The sequence below is a fragment of the Sphingobium sp. WTD-1 genome (genome assembly GCF_030128825.1).
In the GTDB taxonomy this organism is placed as follows: Bacteria; Pseudomonadota; Alphaproteobacteria; order Sphingomonadales; family Sphingomonadaceae; genus Sphingobium.
Window position 1 is genome coordinate 3880991 of sequence record NZ_CP119127.1, and the last position, 17141, is coordinate 3898131.

A 17141-nucleotide genomic window follows, 5' to 3' on the forward strand; every position below is an offset into this window, starting at 1 on the left:
GCCCGGAAAAAGGCCAAAATCAACCGTATTGCTCAAGCAATACAGTAGTGCTATGATCCCGATCCAGGCCCGACAAGGAGTGCCCCAGAATGTATAGCGAGAGCGATCTGCAAGATGCCGTAGCGGCCGGCGCGCTGACGCCCGCCAGCGCTCAGGCGCTGCGCGACCATGTCGCCCGGCTGCGCGCCAGTTCGGTGGACGAAGAACATTTTCGCCTGCTGACCGGCTTCAACGATATTTTCGTCGCCATCGCCTCGGTGATCCTGCTGGTCGCGGTCGCGGGACTCGGCAACGAGGTCCGCCTCGGCATCACCACGCCGCACCAGCCCTCCTTCGTCTCCGGCCTGTTCGTCGCCGGCACCGCCTGGGGCCTCGCTGAATATTTCACGCGCCGCCTGCGCATGGCGCTCCCCTCGATCCTGCTGCTGCTCGCCTTTGTCGGCGGCATCGCCTTCGCCGCCGCACTGCTGATCGGACCAATGATCCCGGACGCGCAGAATGACGGCGCAGGTCTGGTGGCTTCGCTCGCCGGCCTCAGCGCCGCGATCGCCGCCTGGTTCCACTGGCGCCGCTTCATGGTGCCGATCACCGTCGCCGCCGGCGCGGCCGGCGCGGCGGCGATAGTCGGCGGCCTTGTCCTATGGCTGATCCCGTTCAGCCACACCCTGCCCTTCATCCTGCTGCTGGTCGCGGGCCTCGCCATCTTCGCCCTCGCCATGCGCTGGGACATGAGCGATCCGGGCCGCACCAGCCGCCGCTCCGACGTTGCCTTCTGGCTGCACCTGACCGCGGCACCGATGATCGCCCATTCGCTGTTCCAGTTGCTGGGCATCAGCCATGGGCTGGTGGACGCGGGACAGGCCTTCCTGGTGATCCTGCTCTATCTCGCCTTCGGCCTGGTGGCGCTGGCGATCGACCGTCGCGCACTGCTGGTTTCCAGCCTCGCCTACGTCCTCTATGCGCTCTACAGCCTGTTCCAGAAGGTCGGCGCGGTCGAACTGTCCGCCGCGCTCACCGCGCTGGTGATCGGCGGCACGCTGCTGCTGCTCTCCGCCTTCTGGCACCGCGCCCGCGCCGCGATCGTCACCGGCCTGCCGCCGGCGCTCGCCAGCCGCCTGCCCTATCTCAATCGCGCAGCCGCCTAATTCCTCCCCGGCACGGGGAGGGGGACCACCGCCAACGGCGGTGGTGGAGGGGGCGTGCCATCTGGCGCGCCCTTTCCTAATTCGGCTTGCCAATTCGGCTTGCCAATTCGGCTTGATAGTCATGAGGGCTACCCCTCCACCACGCCCTCCGGGCGCGGTCCCCCTCCCCGCAAGCAGGGAGGATCAGTTCATCGCCAGGATCATGTTGCGCACCTGGGGATAGACCTGCTTTTCCCATTTGCTGCCGGAAAAGACGCCATAATGGCCAACGCCCGGCTGCAGATGATGGCGCTTCAGATGCGGCCGCAGACCGGTGCAAAGGCCATGGGCCGCCGACGTCTGGCCGACCGCGCAGACATCGTCCTTTTCGCCCTCAACCGTCAGCAATGCGGTCTTGCGGATCGCGCCGGGGTTCACCGCCCGGCCATGGACCGTCAATTCGCCCTTGGCCAGCAACATGCGCTGGAACACCATGTCGACCGTTTCCAGGTAGAATTCCTTGGTCATGTCGAGGACCGCGAAATATTCCTGGTAGAAGGTCTTGATCTTGTCGGCCTCGATCGTCTTGCCGTCGGCCAGCAGCTGATAGAGTTCGCGATGCTGCGACCCGTGCCGCTCCATGTTCATCGACATGAAGGCGGACAATTGCAGGAATCCGGGATAGACCTCGCGCCCGCGCCCGGCATAGCGGAACGGCACGGTGGAGATCAGATTCTCCTCGAACCATTCGATCGGCTTCTCGTTCGCCAGTTCGTTGACCACCGTCGGCGCCGCGCGCGGATCGATCGGCCCGCCCATCAGGGTCATCGACTTGGGCGTCGCCGCATCCTCATCCTCGGACATCAGCGCCACGGCGGCCAGCGCCGGCACGCAGGGCTGGCACACCGACACCAGATGGGCGCCGGGGCCGATATCCTGCAGGAACTGGATCACATAATCGACATATTCGTCGAAACCGAAGCGCCCCGCTTCCATCGGCACATCGCGGGCATTCTTCCAATCGGTGATATAGACGTCATGGTCCTGCAACAGCGTCGCCACCGTGCTGCGCAGCAGGGTTGCGAAATGCCCCGACATCGGCGCCACCACCAGCACCTTGGGCTGGGCGGTCTCGACATCATCCTTCACGAAATGCAGCAGGTCACCGAACGGCAGGTCGAGCACGATCTCCTCGCGCACCTCGACCTCGGCATTGCCGGTCTGGACGCGGTCAATGCCATAGGCCGGTCGCTTGTGGGTCATTCGCGCGCCCTGGAACACGTCCATCAGCGCGAACATGCGGCGCGGCATCGGCCAGTCGGCGACCGGACCCATATGGTCGCGCATCGCCAGCGCCATCTGCGCCCCGAAGCGGGCCGGGGCCAGCATGTCTTCCATGGCCTGGTAACCGTCGTAAAGCATTCGCATATTACCAAAACAACCTTGTTCAACCTGGGGGAGACGACTCGGTTCTTCCCTTAAACGCTATACATGCTTTTCATGTTGCACTGCATCATGAATGATGGAAAATAACATTCGGTATGTCTGCCAGGGAACCGCCCCTGCCATTTTGCGTTTGGGGGCCGGGAACCGTGTATCGGGAGAGCATGGATGGCCGTCGCGGAACTCACTCTATCCAGCAAGAACTATTCCTCCTGGTCGCTGCGCGGCTGGCTCTTGTGCCGGCTCGCCGGGCTGAAGGTGGAGGAAAGGATCATCGCCATCGATGATCCGGAAAATCGCGCCGAACTGTTGCTCTTGTCGCCATCGGTGCTGGTGCCGCGCCTCACCCATGAAGGGGCGAGCGTCTGGGACACGCTCGCAATCGCGGAATATCTGCACGAACTCTATCCCCAGGTCGGCATGTATCCCGCCGAACGCATCATCCGCGCCCATTGCCGGTCGGTCTCGGGCGAAATTCATTCGGGCTTCGCCAATCTGCGCTCTGCGCTGCCGATGAACCTCAAGGTGCGGCATGACCGCTTCCCGATCTTCTCGGGCGCCAAGCCCGATATCGAGCGGATCGAGACGATCTGGACCGAATGCCTCGACGCCTATGGCGGCCCCTGGCTGTTCGGCGAAAAGCCGACGGTGGCCGACGCCATGTTCGCGCCGGTGGCGCAGCGCTTCCTCACCTATGCCGTGCCACTCTCACCCAGGTCGGCGGCCTATTGCGACACCATCAACGGCTGGCCGCTGATGCGCGAATGGATCGACGCCGCCCGCGCCGAACCCGATGATATCGAGGAACTGGATATCGAGTTCTGAAACGGCCCTTTCCCCCGCCCTGTGCGGGGGTTAAGGCACGAGCATGAAACACGCCCTCCCCCTCCTGGCCCTTGGCCTTGCCACCCTGTCCTTCCCCGCCAATGCCCAGACCGACCCGGCGAAAACCGATCCGGCCAAGCTGGAACAGTCGGTCCGCACCATGGCGTCCGACCTGTTTGAGGGTCGCGCGCCCGGCACCGTGGGGGAAGAACGCACGATCGGCTATCTCGTCGCCCGCTTCGAGCAACTGGGGCTGGAGCCGGGCGGTCCGGACGGCCAGTGGGTGCAGACCGTGCCGCTGCTCCACACCCGCCTTGGCCAGTCGGAAAGCCTGTCGGTCGCGCAAAATGGCGCCGCCACCCCCTGGACCTTCGGCAAGCAGGTTTATCTCTCCACGCTTCAGCCCAAGGACAAGGTTGCCGTCGCCAATGCACCGATGGTCTTCGTCGGCTATGGCGTGTCCGCGCCCGAACGCGGCTGGGACGATTTCAAGGGCGTGGACCTGAAAGGCAAAATCGCCGTCTTCCTGATCAACGACCCGGACTTTGAAGCCGCCAAGGGCGAAGACCCGTTCGGCAAGTTCGGCGGCAAGACCATGACCTATTATGGCCGCTGGACCTACAAGTTCGAGGAAGCCGCCCGCCACGGCGCAATCGGCGCGCTGATCGTCCATGACACGCCGGGCGCCGGCTATGGCTGGAACGTCGTCGTCAGCCCCGGCGGCGAGAATTACGACCTTGTCCGCCCGGCCGACAAGCTCACCAGCCTGCAGGTGCAGGGCTGGGTCGAGGGTGAGGCCGCCAAGGCCCTCTTCGCCGGCGCCGGTCAGGATCTCGCCGCCCTGCGCAAGCAGGCCCGCTCGGCCAGGTTCAAGCCGGTCGAGTTGAAGGGCGCGACCTTCTCCGCCGCCTTCCCGGTGACCCAGGAAGTGGTGAAGAGCGCCAATGTCATCGCCCGCATCCCCGGCGCCAAGCGCCCGGACGAAACGGTCATGTATGGCGCCCACTGGGACGCCTATGGCAAGGGCGCGCCCGACGCGCAGGGCCGCATCTATCGCGCCGGCGCCAATGACGACGCGCTGGGCATGGCTGGCCTGTTCGAGATAGCCCGCATCTTCAAGGCCGGCCCCGCCCCCGATCGCTCGATCGTCTTCGCCGCCTGGACGGCGGAGGAGCGCGGCCTGCTGGGATCGGAATTTTACGCCCAGAACCCGGTCTATCCGCTCGACAAGACGGTCGCGAACCTCACTATCGACGTGCTCCAGACCGCCGGCAAAGCCAGGGACGTGATCCTGATCGGCAAGGGCCAGAACGTCCTCGAGGACGATCTCGCCAAGTTCGCCGCAAGCCAAGGCCGCGTCATCACCCAGGAAAGCTTGCCCGAACGCGGCCTCTTCTACCGCGCCGATCATTTCTCCATGGCCAAGCGCGGCGTGCCCGTGCTGCTGATGATGGGCCTCGCGGGCGCATCCGACATGGTCGCTGGCGGCCGCGCCGCCGGCCAGGCCTGGATCGATGCCTATACCGGCAAATGCTATCATCAGGCCTGCGACGCGGTCGACGACACATGGAAGCTGGACGGCGCCGCGCAGGATGTCGACCTGATGTATGACATCGGCCACGACCTCGCCTTCTCGGCTCGCTGGCCCGAATGGAAGGCCGGCTCCGAATTCAAGGCCATCCGCGACAAGAGCGCGGCGGTCCGGAAGTAATCCCCCTTACTCCCCTCCCTTTCAAGGGAGGGGCCGGGGGTGGGTGGCGAGCGTAGCGAGCCTCCTTCGGAGGCACCCACCCCTTGATCCCCTCCCTTGAAAGGGAGGGGAGATATTTATGTAGCGCTCAACCGATACAGTCCCGCCCCATGCGGCGGCAGCGTCACCGATATCCGGTCCGCCTGCTGCCCCAGCGCCTGCCCGGCCCACAGGTCGCGCACCGCCACCGCACCGTTCAGCCCCAGATCACGCAACCTGATCCAGACCTCGCGCGGCTTGTCGCTGACGTTGAACAAGGCGACATAACGGTCCGCGCTCCCTTCCGCCTTCGCTGACCAGATGCGCCCGCCATCCTCGATATAATGGGGCTGGTTGTCATGGCTCGCCTGATTGACGGCGATCACCTCCTTGTTGGTCAGCAGCGCCAGCGTCGCCGTATCCAGATGACGCAGATCGCCGCCCATGATCAGCGGCGACCGCGCGATCGCCCACAGGGTCATCAACGTCCGCTGCTCGTCCGGGGTGAAGCGCGTATCCCGCTCGCCCAGCGCCAGCCGCCCCAGCGGCAGCATGTCCGCATCCGGCCATGATCCCGGCCCACGATAGGGCGTCCAGTTTTCCAGCCGGGTGAATTGCGCCTCCAGCATCGCCCAGTCATCCCAGAAATCGTCGGAAATGCGCCACATCTGCGCATATTTGCGGACATGATCGCCGCGCATCACCGGCGTCTCGCCGGGCGAGAGGCTCAGAATGATCGGGCGCCCGGTGGTCACGATGGCCTTGTGCGCCGCCTCGATCTCCGCCGCATGGGCGTCATAGGGCCGGCTCATATCGTCCATCTTGACGAAATCGACGCCCCAGTCGGCATAGAGGCGGAAGATGCTGTCATAATAGGCCTGCGCGCCCGGCCGCGTCATGTCGACGCCATACATGTCCGGATTCCAGCTACAGATGCTCTTCCTGTCGGCAATGTCCGCCGCACGATATTTCGTCCCCAAGATCGGCAGATTCTGGTCCACCGCCGCACGCGGAATGCCGCGCATCACATGGATGCCGAATTTCATGCCCAGCGCATGCACGTCCTTGGCAAGCTGGGTGAAGCCCTTGCCGCCAGCGCTGGAGGGGAAGCGATTGGGCGCCGGGATCATCCGGCCATAACCGTCCATCGCCGGCCTGGGCTTGGCATTATAGGTATAGCTCGACGCCTCGGGCTCATACCACTGAATGTCGACGGTGAAGATGTCATAGCCAAAGGGCAGCAGCTTTTCCGCCATGATCCCGGCGGTCTCGCGCGCCTGCGCCTCGGTGATGGTGGTGGCAAAGCTGTTCCAGCTATTCCATCCCATCGGCGGACGCGGCGCCAGCACCGCTTTTCCCGCTTCCGCCGGAGCTGCACCCGCCCGCACTGCGCCAGCAGCCGCAAGCCCCGCCACACCACCTGCGAGCATATCGCGGCGGCTGGCCTTCCATGTCATCCTCATCATTTGTCGGAGTTAATAGGAAGGCGACAAAAATAGCAACAGCCGTTCGTTTCGAGCCTGTCGAGACATCCGGCCCCAAGCCGCCTGGACGAGTGCGCCACCCATCAAAAGATCAAGATGGGCGGCTAGCGGACAATTCCCTATTTCGTCATCCCAGCGAAGGCTGGCATCTCTCTGTTCTTCTCAGAACCCGGAAGACAGTGAGATCCCAGCCTTCGCTGGGATGCCGGAGTTGGGTGGTTTTCCGCCATTCCCCTCCCGCTGGCGGGAGGGGGGACATGTCTGGAATTGGTCGCTTCTTGCCCGGCGGCCTTCTGCCCCGGCGAACGGCGATCGAGGGTAGAAAGTAGGTGCGAAATACGTCTTGGAATTAGACGATCATTGCGTTCGCCAAACCGAAACTACCTTTGAATCACTTTTGCGTAGTTTCATCTCGATCCCACCACCAGCGTAACGGGGCGAAAAACTTTTCGGATCAAACGCAGGATGCAAGCTGACGCACCACAAGTTTCCACATTCGATTACGTTGATATTGTATCCTTTTCCATCTGGATCGAAAGATTTTGGACCAAAATGGTCTTCAGCATACCGAATTGCGGCGACCTCGGGCCGATCCGAGGGGCTTGAGCAAGCGGCCATCACAAGAGCGATAAACATAGTGGCGACAGTTCTCATGGTGACAGTTCAATCCAAAAGGCAAATGTCCGCAAATGGTCGCTTTGTGCCGATCTCAACTGGCAGATTCTCTCTTTGATGACGACCGTCCCTGCAGCACATTGCCGCAAACCGCCTCATCGTCGGACAGCACGAAAAAGGGGCCGGTCTTGCGACCGGCCCCTCTTCATGTTCCATCCCGAGGGACGGAAATTTCTTACTGACCCGAACCCGGACCGTAGGTGATTTCCACGCGACGGTTCTGGACCTCGCGAACGCCGTCCGCGGTGTCGACGCGCGGCTTCGATTCACCGAAGGCCTGAGTGGTCATCACGCCGTCAGGGATACCCTTCGAGGCGAGATAAGCCTTGGCGGCGTCAGCGCGACGCTGCGACAGACCAACGTTGTACGAGGCTGCACCCGAACGGTCAGCGTGACCGGCCAGCATGACCTGGGCGTTGCCGCAAGCGCTGTAGGCCGAAACCGCGTTGTCCAGAATGGTGGCGGCGTCAGGCGTGATGTCCGACTTGTCCCATTCGAAGAAGACAATGTACGGCCCAGGCGAGCATTCCGGCGCCGGCGGGGGCGGCGGAGCAGCCGGTTCACCGAAGTTGTAGGTGATGCCCAGCAGCAGGCTGTGGGTACGCAGCTTGGTATCGGCTTCCGAACCAGCCTGACCGTAGATGCTCTGGTAAGCCGGGATCAGCTTGATGTCGTCCTGGTTGAAGTAGCGATACTTCAGCGAGATATCGACATTGTTGGTGACCGGATAACGCACGCCGGCGATCGCCTGCCAGGCGAAACCGGTATCGCTGTCGTTCACGATGTCGCTGGCGAGCTTGCCACGCGACACGCCGACGCCGCCGCCGACGAAGCCCTGCAGGCCATCATCGGGACCGAAGTCGAGCAGGCCGTTCAGCATGAACGAGAGTGCCGAAGCGGCGCCACCGAAGCCACCACCGGTCTTGTCGAAGTCGATCTTCGCACGCTTGTAGGCGGCTTCGGCTTCGAGGCGGAAGCCACCGAAGTCGTAGCCGATATTGGCGTCGAAGTCATAACCCTTGTGGTAGTCGATCGAAGGAACGGTCGAACCACCCGGCGGGATGGAAGAGAAGGTCAGGTCCTGATCTTCGACCAGCAGCACGCCGGCGTCTACGCCAACATACCAGCTATTGTCGCGCGCCAAGGCCGGGGTGGCCAGGGCACTGGTCGCAAGCGCAGCCGCGAGGGCAAGCTTCCGCATTTGGATTCCCCTTTCAAAAGTGTCACGAAGGACTGCTGAAACCATGTATCGGCAAGAAGGTTTCATGGCAAGTCCACAATTCGTGAAACCGTTGCAAAAATAACGCAGTAGGGACATCCCCTAGCCCGTCTTATTCACCGACGGGGGCCTGAAGGGTTGGCGGGAGTGGCATAAGCCTCTGATCTGAATTAGGAACTGGGTGTCTACGCCGGCCCTGCTGCAGGGCAGAAAATGCCACAGGCCACACCCGCCATGAAAGACGATATCGCAACTTCATTCCGATTCCCAGCGGTCGGCGGGAAGAAGATCACAGCCGCGTTTGACGGTGGCCGACTGACCTCGGACGGCGGCGTTCTGCTGCTTGCGCAGGCCGAGCGCGCGATGGGGCTCTGCCGGCGGCTTGCGGGTTGCATTGCCGATCCGCGTGACCCGACGCGGGTGATCCATCGCCTCGATGACATCCTACGTGCCCGGGTGTTCGCGATCGCGTGCGGCTATGAAGATGCCGATGATCTCGACGCCCTGCGCGACGATCCGGGCTTCCGCCTGGCGCTGGGCAAGTTGCCGGGATCGGGCGCGGGGCTTGCCAGCCAACCGACGATGAGCCGCTGGGAGAATGCTCCGACCACGCGTGAGCTGGCCAGGATGATGGCCGAGATGATCGGCGTCTACTGCGCCAGCTATCCGGCTCCACCAGTGGCGGTGACGCTGGACATCGATGACACCTGCGATGTCGTGCACGGCTATCAGCAGTTGTCCTTCTGGAACGGGCATCACGGTGAGCGCTGCTTCCTGCCGATCCATGTGTACGACACCGCGACCGGTCGTCCGGTCGCGATGCTGCTGCGCACCGGTAAGACGCCGTCAGGCGCCGAAGCTGCCGGCCACATCCGGCGCCTGGTGCGTCATATCCGCCGGTACTGGCCAGAAACGCACATCACCTTCCGCGGCGACGGGCATTATGGCCGCCCCGAAGTCATGGCCTTCTGCGAGGCCCACCGCGTCGATTACGTGTTCGGCTTGCCGACCAATGCCGCGCTACGTGCTGATCCGGTCATCGTTGCCATCGCAGACGCCTGCGCGGTCAAGCGGGCCACGGCCCAGTATCCGGTCCTGCGCAACTATGCCGAGACGCACTACGGCGCAAAGAGCTGGAACTGCCAGCGCCGCGTCGTCGCCCGGATCGAGGCCAGCACGCTGGGCATGGATATCCGCTACGTCGTCACCTCGCTGACCGAAGGCTCGGCCGAGCATATCTACGACACGCTTTACTGCGCGCGCGGCCAAGCCGAAAACCTGATCAAGCGCCACAAGGCTCAACTCGCCAGCGATCGCACCTCGTGCCGCTCAGCCAATGCCAATCAAATGCGCCTCATCCTACACACCGCCGCCTACTGGCTGTTGTGGCGCGTCCAGCAGGCGATCCCCAAGACCACCGCGCTGGCCACGGCCGAGTTCGCAACGCTACGCTTGCGGCTGCTCAAGGTGGCTGCCCGCGTCATCGAAACCTCCTCGCGTATCCGTCTCGCCTTCGCGTCAGCCTGCCCGGAGGCCGACGTGTTCAAAGCAATCGCCACCAGTCTCCGGCCAGCACCGACATAGCCAGTGCGGCAGTGCCGCCGAAAGCCCGAGCCCTCGTCCATCAACCTCGAAAAGCCCTTTGCTCCTGCTGCGGTGAAAAACGCCGGCGCTGGCGCTCGCCCAGATCACGCGGCAACCGACCCACCAAACCCGAAATACCCCAGTGCAGCGGGCTCATGAATAAGCCGGGCTAGGGTATCCTCCAAGCTAATACCTCCCGCCCTCCATGAAAAGAACGCCAATACTCCAGAATTACATGGAGATCAGGCCATGGCCCTGCAAAGCCGCCAATATCGCGGCAATTGCGCCACGACTCTCGACATCGACGGTCGTGCCGCCGGCCGGTGCCGCGATTGCAGACCGGCGTGCGCCGACAATTTGCTGCCCATCGACAAAAAATCCGTCACCGCGCACCGCACTATCCCGCCATGCCGTACCGTCATGCACTATGGTATGACCGCGATCGGCCACCGCCAGGCGCAATCCGCCACGCGGCGCAACAAAGCGCCAGCCGCCATCCGTCCAGAACGCCACATGCCCCTCCTGCCCGGCCCAGCCACCACTCGCCCCGGCTGCCACGATCCAGCATTGCCCGGCAACCGGCGTGATCGGCGGCACCGAAAGGTCGGCGCTTTCCGCGATCCCGTGTAGCAGCATGTCGATCCGCGCCAGCGCTTCATTATGCATCATTTCCTTCTGCGCCTGCCCGGCATGCAACAGCGGTAGTGCCCAGCGATCACTCGTCTCGTTCGTCATCCTCGCCTCCCTACAGCAGCATCTCGATCATCCCCGGCCGCCCCAGCGCCCGCGTGCCGACCTGCCGCACGTCAATGGTCAGCGGCCCGCTCACCCCGTCCACCGCGATCATCGCTGCGTCATAGGTCCAGCCCGGCGCCACCACATCGGCGCGCCGCACCAGCCGCTCGCCATCCAGCACCCGCAGTTGATAGCGCTCGCTTTCCTCGGCCAGCGGCACGTCGCTGCCACTGGTCCATCGCCATCCCGCCCGGCTGCGCCGGGTCCAGCCGATCCGCCATCCGCCAGCCCCATCCGGAGCCGCGCGGAGATGCACGGGCGCCGGCGGCACCAGCGCCACGCCGCTGATCATGATTTCCGTCGTCGCCGGTTCCACGTCACCGATGCCGATCGCCAGCAGGTGCATCGCCGCGCCGATATCCCCCTCCATGCCCGCTACCGCCAGCGGATCGACCAGCCGGTCCGCCTCGATCAGCAGGAAGGGCGTGCCGGCCCCCTGCCCCACCATCGCCCATTCGGTGCCGCGCAGCCCGCGCCGCAGCGCCTCCAGCCGATAACTGGCCGGCCCGGTCCGCACTGCCCGACTGAACTGGATCAGTTCCTGCCCCACCAGGCACAGATTGCGCCCCTGCGCCAAGGCCGCGCCGTCCGCGCTCGCCAGTTCCATATCTGCGGCCAGCAATGTCACCGACAGGCTGTTCACCATGTCGAGCAGCAGCGTGCTGCCCGGCGGCAAAGCGGCGTCGATCTGCCCCATCACCGCGCGCGGCGCCGTCCGCCCGATCGGCTCGGCGGTCCCGCCCGCATCCAGCGCATAGAGCGCCGCGCTGCGCCAGCCCGGCCCGCCGCTCGCCGCCGCCGCCAGTTGCGGCCCGTTCGCCACCCCGTCGGTCAGGCGCGGCAGGTCCGCCAGCATCAGCCGGGTCGGCCCGTGCGGCGCATCCAGCTGCCGCACGATTTGGCCCGACGACACGCTGCCCAGCGCACGGCTGGCCGCTCCCGCCAGCCGCCGCAATGCCAGCCGCACCGCCATCGCTTCCCATTCCCGTTCCTCGATCCGCCACAGGCCCGGCGCATCGGCCAGCGTCACGATCATCCCCGGCTCCAGTTCCAGCGCCCGCCAGTCGCCGCGCACCATCATCCGGTCGCGCCCGGCCCAGATGCCGTCCAGCCGCTGTCGGGCCAGCGACCGCGCCGCCCCGCCACTCAGCACCGCGGGCAGTTCGATCCCGCGCTCGATCCGCCCCGGCCCCGGCCGCGTCACCCGTTGCACCCCGGCCTGATAGTCGCGCGCCGGATCATGATGCCGCAGCGACAGCGCCAGCGCGACGCTGTCCACGCCCGCGCCGGATCGCTCGACCGGATCGATCGCCCGGCCATTGATCCGGCTGCACCGCGTCGCCGGGTCCAGCAGCGCCACCGCCAGCCCGGCGTCCCCCACCAGTTGCGCCCCGTCGCCGCACAGCCCCAGCCCATAGGCCTCGACCAGCGGCGCAATCGCTTCGGACAGGTCCGCCCCGCTCGCGGCGAAGCCCTCGACCTCACTCTCCGCCGCGCACCCCATCTGCCCCTCGCTCAGCGCGCCGACGATCGCATCGATCGTCACCGCGCCCGCATCCGCCTCCACCTCGAAGGTCAGCGACGGAATGCGATTGCCATAATCGGACAACAACAGATCCTCGAACAGGACATAAGCGATGCCGCGATGCGCCGGCGTCATGCCCGGCCCCTGCGCCGACGCGATCAGCGGGTCGGGCGCCTGATCCTCGCTCCCATCATACAGGCGGAACGCCCCCACCTGCGTCTTGAAATCGCCCGTCGCCCCGCGCAGCAGATTGCCGTCGGCCCAGATCCGCCCGATCGATCGCACGCCCCGCGCCGACAGTGCCACCGCAAAACTTGCCGAATAGCTGTAGCTCGTGCTGCTCCCCTGCCCTTTGCCACCGCCGCTTTTCGTGCGGACCTCGCGCAGGTCGGTCGCCCAGATCACCGTGCCCGCCACCCGCATCCTGCCGAACAGCCGGGGCATCTGCGTGCCATAGCTCGACGTCTGCAATTGCAGATCGCTCAGCCGCGCGCCTTCCCGCCCCTTGGCCTTGAACAGCACTTCCCGGTCCAGCACATTGCCAATCAGCCCGCCGATCGCGCCGCCGATCGGCCCGCCCAGCGCCGTCCCCACCGCGGTCAGCACCATCGTCGCCATAGCTTTCCCTCCCCTTCACGCCCGCCAGATGCGCAGTATCGGCCAGGGCGGCGCGCCCGGCGTCTCCACCACCCGCCGCAACCCGGCATGGGCATGGACGAAGCCGCCCGGCACCAGGATCAGCAGATGGCGGTGCAGCGCGCCCGGCCGCACCAGCATCATGTCGCCCGCCGCCCCGGCCTTCACCGGCCGCAACCCCGCCGCCCGCGCCCACTCGTCCGCCCGCCGGTCATCGCCAAAGCGCAGCCCATAGTCGCCCGGCATCATGGGTGCGTATCCCGCCGCCCGCATCGCCGCGCCGACCAGCCCGACACAGTCCAGCCCCAGCACCGGATCGCGCCCCTGCAGCCGGAACGGCACGCCCACCAGCGCGCGCGCCGCCGCCGCGATCGCTGCTCCGCTTCTTGGCCCGCTCATCCGCCGGGATAACGGGTCAACAGGTCGGTACCCGGCAGATAGGGCTCGCCCCGGAAATTGACCGCATTACCAAAGCGCGCCGCGCAGCTGGCCAATTGCCGGTCGCACCCCTGCGTCAGCAGCGCCAGCGTCCCTGCTTCCACCACGAAAGGCGGCGGATCGGTCAGGCGCAGCGCGCCTACATCATTGTCGACCACCGCCTGGACGATCCCGGCATTGGCGCCGGTCAGCCAGCGGATCATGCCATAGGCATAGATGCCCGCCTCCCGCCCGGCCGCATCCACAACCATGTCCGCCACGCCCGTCACCGCCACGATCTGCCGCCGCCCGGCCATCGCGACCCGGCATTGCCGGTCGCCCAGCGAGGCGCGGCAGTCGGGCGATGTCGATGGCGCCACCGGATCGGCCAGCATCGCCGCCGCCGCGCCCACCAGTTCGGCGCTGAACGTGCCGCCCTTGCGCGCCACCGCGCCGATCGTCCCGCGCGCCAGCAGCCGCCACAGCGCCCCCGGCGCCTCCCACTGGGTCAGCCGCAATTCCAGCGCCGCCCCATCCCAGCGCCCGGCCATCAGGTCCGCCTCGTTGATCGCATCGGCCACCAGCGCGCCGGCGACATCGCTGTCGCTGCCTTCCAGCCCGATGCTGCTGCGGATCGCCGATGGCGTCATGCCCGGCGCCGCGCGATAGCGCAGCCCGTCAATCTCCAGGTCGCGGTCATGGCTCGTCAGGCCGATCGCCACCCCGTCGCGCCGTTCCAGCCGCCAGCAAAAGGCCAGCGTGCAAAGCGCCTCCTCCAGTCCCCCGCTCATTCGCGTATCTCCACCAGCGGCACCGACACTGCTTCCCCGGCAGCGAAGGTCGCCCGATTAATCTCCAGCCGATCCTCGGCAAAGCGCACCGGCACGTCGAAGCGATAGCCGGCGGTGATCAGCGCACCATCGCCCGGCGCCGCATCGAACGCGATCACCCCCAGCCCGACATGCTGCCAGCCATCAGCCTGCTCCACCCCGTCGATCGCCACCCGGATCGTGCCCGCCACCGGCCGGGTGATGCGCCGCGCCTGCGCATCCGCGCCGCCGCCATAATGGCGTGTCAGCACAAAATCGGTCGTCACCCCGTCACCGCTACCCAGCCGCTGGTCCAGCGGCCCCGGCGCCATGCCCGGCGGCCCGCTCCGGTCGTCATAGGGATCAGTGAAGCGAAAGCCGCGTGCCGCCCCGCGCCTGGCCCGGAAGAAGGCGATCAGGTCGGCAATGTCCGCGTCGGACCGCACCCCCGGCCCGGCGTCGAAGGACAGGCGCGCGTCGGCCCAGTCGCTGCTGCGCCGCTCATGGCCCGACGGGCTTTCCGCCACCTGCGTCGAGAAGGCCGGCGCCACGCTCGCCTCCCGCCCGATCGCGATCGGAAAGCGCACATCGTCAAAGGCCTGCATCGCATCCTCCCCATCCAGTCTGAAACAGGTAAAGCCGTCACGCGCGACCTGGGGCAGCGCCCAGATATAGGTCGCCGCCGTGCCGCGCCTGACCGAGGCCTGCGCCGCCGCCGCGATCGCGCGCCACTGGTCGGCCTGCTCAGGCAACAGCACGAAACCGGAAAAATAATGCTGCTCGGTGACCGGATAGCCCAGCCGCGCGCTCGCCATCTCGACGCCCCGCGCGGTCAGTCGCGGCCGCCGCTCCGTCACCCAGTCATAATCTTCCAGTTGCAGCACATCGAATGCCGGCGCGGCCCAGCCGACCGGCATGTTCGCCCGCTTGGCCTCGGGCGCGAGCGGGTCCAGCACGGTCGGCAGATAGGCCAAAAGATGCGTCACCGCATCCGGCGCCAGCGCTTTGACCGCCGCGCACAGCGCCGCCGTCGACGCCGCCAGCAGCGCCCCCGCCTCATCCAGCAGGTCGCATTGCGCCGCGCCGAGCGCACCGCGCACATCGGCGATCGACACCGGGCTCTCGCCCAGCGCCGCCCGCGCCGCATCATCATAGATGCAGATCCGCCCATCCGCCGGCATCACCCACCACCAGGGTTCGCCGACCTGAAACAGGATCGGAATCCCTGCGTCCAAGGCAATGGAAACAAAGGCGCCCGCTACCGCCTGCAAATAGCCCATCGCCCCGCCATGGGCCGGCGACAACAGGGTCGATGGCGGCGACCAGCCGGTCAGCGCCGGGTCGCCATTTTCCGCCCGCTGCTTCCAGTCATTCCAGCAATGGGCGTCGAACAATTCATAGGATAGCGACCAGATGATCCCCAGCCCCATCGCCTTGGCCCGCCGCGCAAAGTCCGCATGCCAGGCGGCACAGGGCGCGTTCAGCACCCCGCCAGCCAGGCTGACATAGAGGCCCGCGCCCAGCCGTTCGAGCCGGAAATAATGGCTCATCCCGACATAATGGTTGATCGCCCCGCGATAGCCCAGCGCATGGATCGCCGCGACCAGCCGCTCGGGCGTCTGGTTGAAACTATCGTCATAGCCGGTCGCCATGCTGAGCCCATGTTCCGGCAGCATGACGTCCCCCACCGTCAGCACCGATCCCGCCCCGTCGCAGGCGATGTCGCTCAGTTCCGCCCAGCCCTCGACCGGCACGGCAAAGCCGGTATCGCCCGCATCATAAGCGGGCGGCACCAGCGAAATGAACATCCGGTCGACATCGCCGGCCCAGACCGGATCGCTATCGTCGGGCAAGCGGAACCCGCCCTCCAGCGCGGCAAAATCCAGCACGATCTCGGCATCTTCCGGCCCGCCGCTGGCATAATTCCACAGCCGCACATACCAGGCGCGCGGAGCACCATCCGCATCGCGCCCCTCGATCGTCAGCGTCGGCCCATGCGTCTCGTCCAGCCGTCGCAGCCCGCCGCTGCGCCAGCGAAAGCGCAGCACGCACTGCCGGAAATCCCGCGCCGTCTCATAGGCCAGCAGGGGATGGCTCCACTGGTCTTCCGCGTCCCAGATCAGCCCCGCCAGATCGCCAGAGCCGTAGAACACGGCATCGGCGCGCATGGCGTCTGCCCCGGTCGTCACCACGCTCGCCATCATCGGCCGGGGAAAATTCACCGTCCACCACATCGGATCGAACCGCTTGATGAAGCGGCTTTCCTGCCCCCGCCCATGTGCCGAGCCTCCGTCGGCCAACCAATAATCGATCCCGCTCATTGCAGCGCCCCCCGCACCGCCCGCGCCACCTGCCGCGCGCTCCGCGCCAGCAGCCGCGCCTCGCTCTCGTTCCCGCGCCCCTGCACCGCGATGTTCACCCGCACGTCGCGCCCGCCGCCACTGCCCGGCACCACCTGCCCGCTCGCCGTCGGCACGAAGAGTTCCGGCCCGCGCTCGCCCACCATATAGGCGCGTCCCGGCGCCACCGGCCCGCCGGTCGCCCGCCCCGGCAGGCCCAGCGCGCTGGTCAGCAGCGACGCGCCCAGTTGCACCAGCCCGCCCCCGCTGCCACCGCCGCCGCCCACGGCCGACCGCAGCGAACTTGCCGCAATCTCGTCCAGCACCGACAGGGCGATCCGCCGCAGATCCTCGAAGCCGAACTTGCCGGTGCGCACCGCCCGCAACAGCCCCTGCTCGATCCGCCGCCCGGCCCGGTCGGCGCCATCGCCCAGCGGCCCTTCCAGCCCTGCCCGCATCGCCTCGACATCGCGGGCCAGCCCCTGCGTATCGGCCCGCACCCGCACCACCAATGTCTCGATGTCCTCGTCCATGGCG

General features: G+C 66.3%; 13 protein-coding genes. 4 read left to right on the top strand and 9 right to left on the bottom strand.

All coding sequences use genetic code 11. The annotated features are described in order from the left end of the window. Nucleotides 1–89 precede the first annotated feature (89 nt). Nucleotides 90–1145, top strand: coding sequence for a hypothetical protein (locus N6H05_RS19175; RefSeq protein WP_284111198.1), 1056 nt, complete (start codon nt 90–92; stop codon nt 1143–1145). A 183-nt stretch (nt 1146–1328) separates the two neighbouring features. Here the strand turns inward: N6H05_RS19175 and N6H05_RS19180 are convergent, their stop codons facing one another. Continuing rightward, on the bottom strand, nt 1329–2552 hold the full coding sequence (locus N6H05_RS19180; protein ID WP_038292992.1) for a polyhydroxyalkanoate depolymerase: 1224 nt from the start codon (nt 2550–2552) through the stop codon (nt 1329–1331). A 183-nt stretch (nt 2553–2735) separates the two neighbouring features. Between N6H05_RS19180 and N6H05_RS19185 the strand changes: the two genes are divergently transcribed. Next, nucleotides 2736–3392, top strand: a complete 657-nt coding sequence (locus N6H05_RS19185; protein WP_004207782.1) for a glutathione S-transferase — start codon at nt 2736–2738, stop codon at nt 3390–3392. A 43-nt stretch (nt 3393–3435) separates the two neighbouring features. Continuing rightward, a complete protein-coding gene (locus N6H05_RS19190) occupies nt 3436–5103 on the top strand; it encodes a M28 family metallopeptidase (protein ID WP_284111201.1) in 1668 nt (555 codons plus the stop codon). 116 nt (nt 5104–5219) lie between these two features. Here the strand turns inward: N6H05_RS19190 and N6H05_RS19195 are convergent, their stop codons facing one another. Both N6H05_RS19195 and N6H05_RS19200 read right to left on the bottom strand, forming a co-directional pair. Further along, nucleotides 5220–6578: a glycoside hydrolase family 27 protein gene (locus tag N6H05_RS19195; RefSeq protein ID WP_284111202.1), complete on the bottom strand. Its 1359-nt coding sequence runs from the start codon at nt 6576–6578 to the stop codon at nt 5220–5222. Nucleotides 6579–7455: 877 nt separating this feature from the next. Further along, nucleotides 7456–8481 carry an OmpA family protein gene (locus N6H05_RS19200; protein ID WP_284111203.1) on the bottom strand — a complete coding sequence of 342 codons (1026 nt, stop codon included), beginning with the start codon at nt 8479–8481 and terminating at the stop codon, nt 7456–7458. A 252-nt stretch (nt 8482–8733) separates the two neighbouring features. Between N6H05_RS19200 and N6H05_RS19205 the strand changes: the two genes are divergently transcribed. Further along, the gene (locus N6H05_RS19205) at nt 8734–10083 is read left to right on the top strand and encodes an IS1380 family transposase (protein ID WP_502958942.1); all 1350 of its coding nucleotides are present in this window, start codon (nt 8734–8736) and stop codon (nt 10081–10083) included. A gap of 231 nt (nt 10084–10314) precedes the next feature. Here N6H05_RS19205 and N6H05_RS19210 read toward each other — a convergent pair whose 3' ends face one another. Genes N6H05_RS19210 through N6H05_RS19235 form a run of 6 tightly spaced genes read right to left on the bottom strand, consistent with a single transcriptional unit; the run spans nt 10315 to nt 17137 of the window. Beyond that, nucleotides 10315–10818 carry a DUF2793 domain-containing protein gene (locus N6H05_RS19210; protein ID WP_284111204.1) on the bottom strand — a complete coding sequence of 168 codons (504 nt, stop codon included), beginning with the start codon at nt 10816–10818 and terminating at the stop codon, nt 10315–10317. A gap of 10 nt (nt 10819–10828) precedes the next feature. Continuing rightward, nucleotides 10829–13021, bottom strand: a complete 2193-nt coding sequence (locus tag N6H05_RS19215; RefSeq protein ID WP_284111205.1) for a phage tail protein — start codon at nt 13019–13021, stop codon at nt 10829–10831. 15 nt (nt 13022–13036) lie between these two features. Next, entirely contained in the window at nt 13037–13438 is a 402-nt protein-coding gene (locus tag N6H05_RS19220; RefSeq protein WP_284111207.1) for an NlpC/P60 family protein, read from the bottom strand. Then, nucleotides 13435–14247, bottom strand: coding sequence for a phage/gene transfer agent baseplate hub protein (locus tag N6H05_RS19225; RefSeq protein WP_284111208.1), 813 nt, complete (start codon nt 14245–14247; stop codon nt 13435–13437). The genes N6H05_RS19220 and N6H05_RS19225 overlap by 4 nt, the downstream gene beginning before the upstream one ends. Further along, nucleotides 14244–16586 (bottom strand): DUF2460 domain-containing protein, encoded by a 2343-nt coding sequence (locus N6H05_RS19230; RefSeq protein WP_284111209.1) that lies wholly within the window; start codon nt 16584–16586, stop codon nt 14244–14246. Before N6H05_RS19230 ends, N6H05_RS19225 begins: the two co-directional genes overlap by 4 nt. Continuing rightward, the gene (locus tag N6H05_RS19235) at nt 16583–17137 is read right to left on the bottom strand and encodes a tail tape measure protein (protein WP_284111210.1); all 555 of its coding nucleotides are present in this window, start codon (nt 17135–17137) and stop codon (nt 16583–16585) included. The genes N6H05_RS19230 and N6H05_RS19235 overlap by 4 nt, the downstream gene beginning before the upstream one ends. Between the last annotated feature and the right edge of the window lie 4 nt (nt 17138–17141).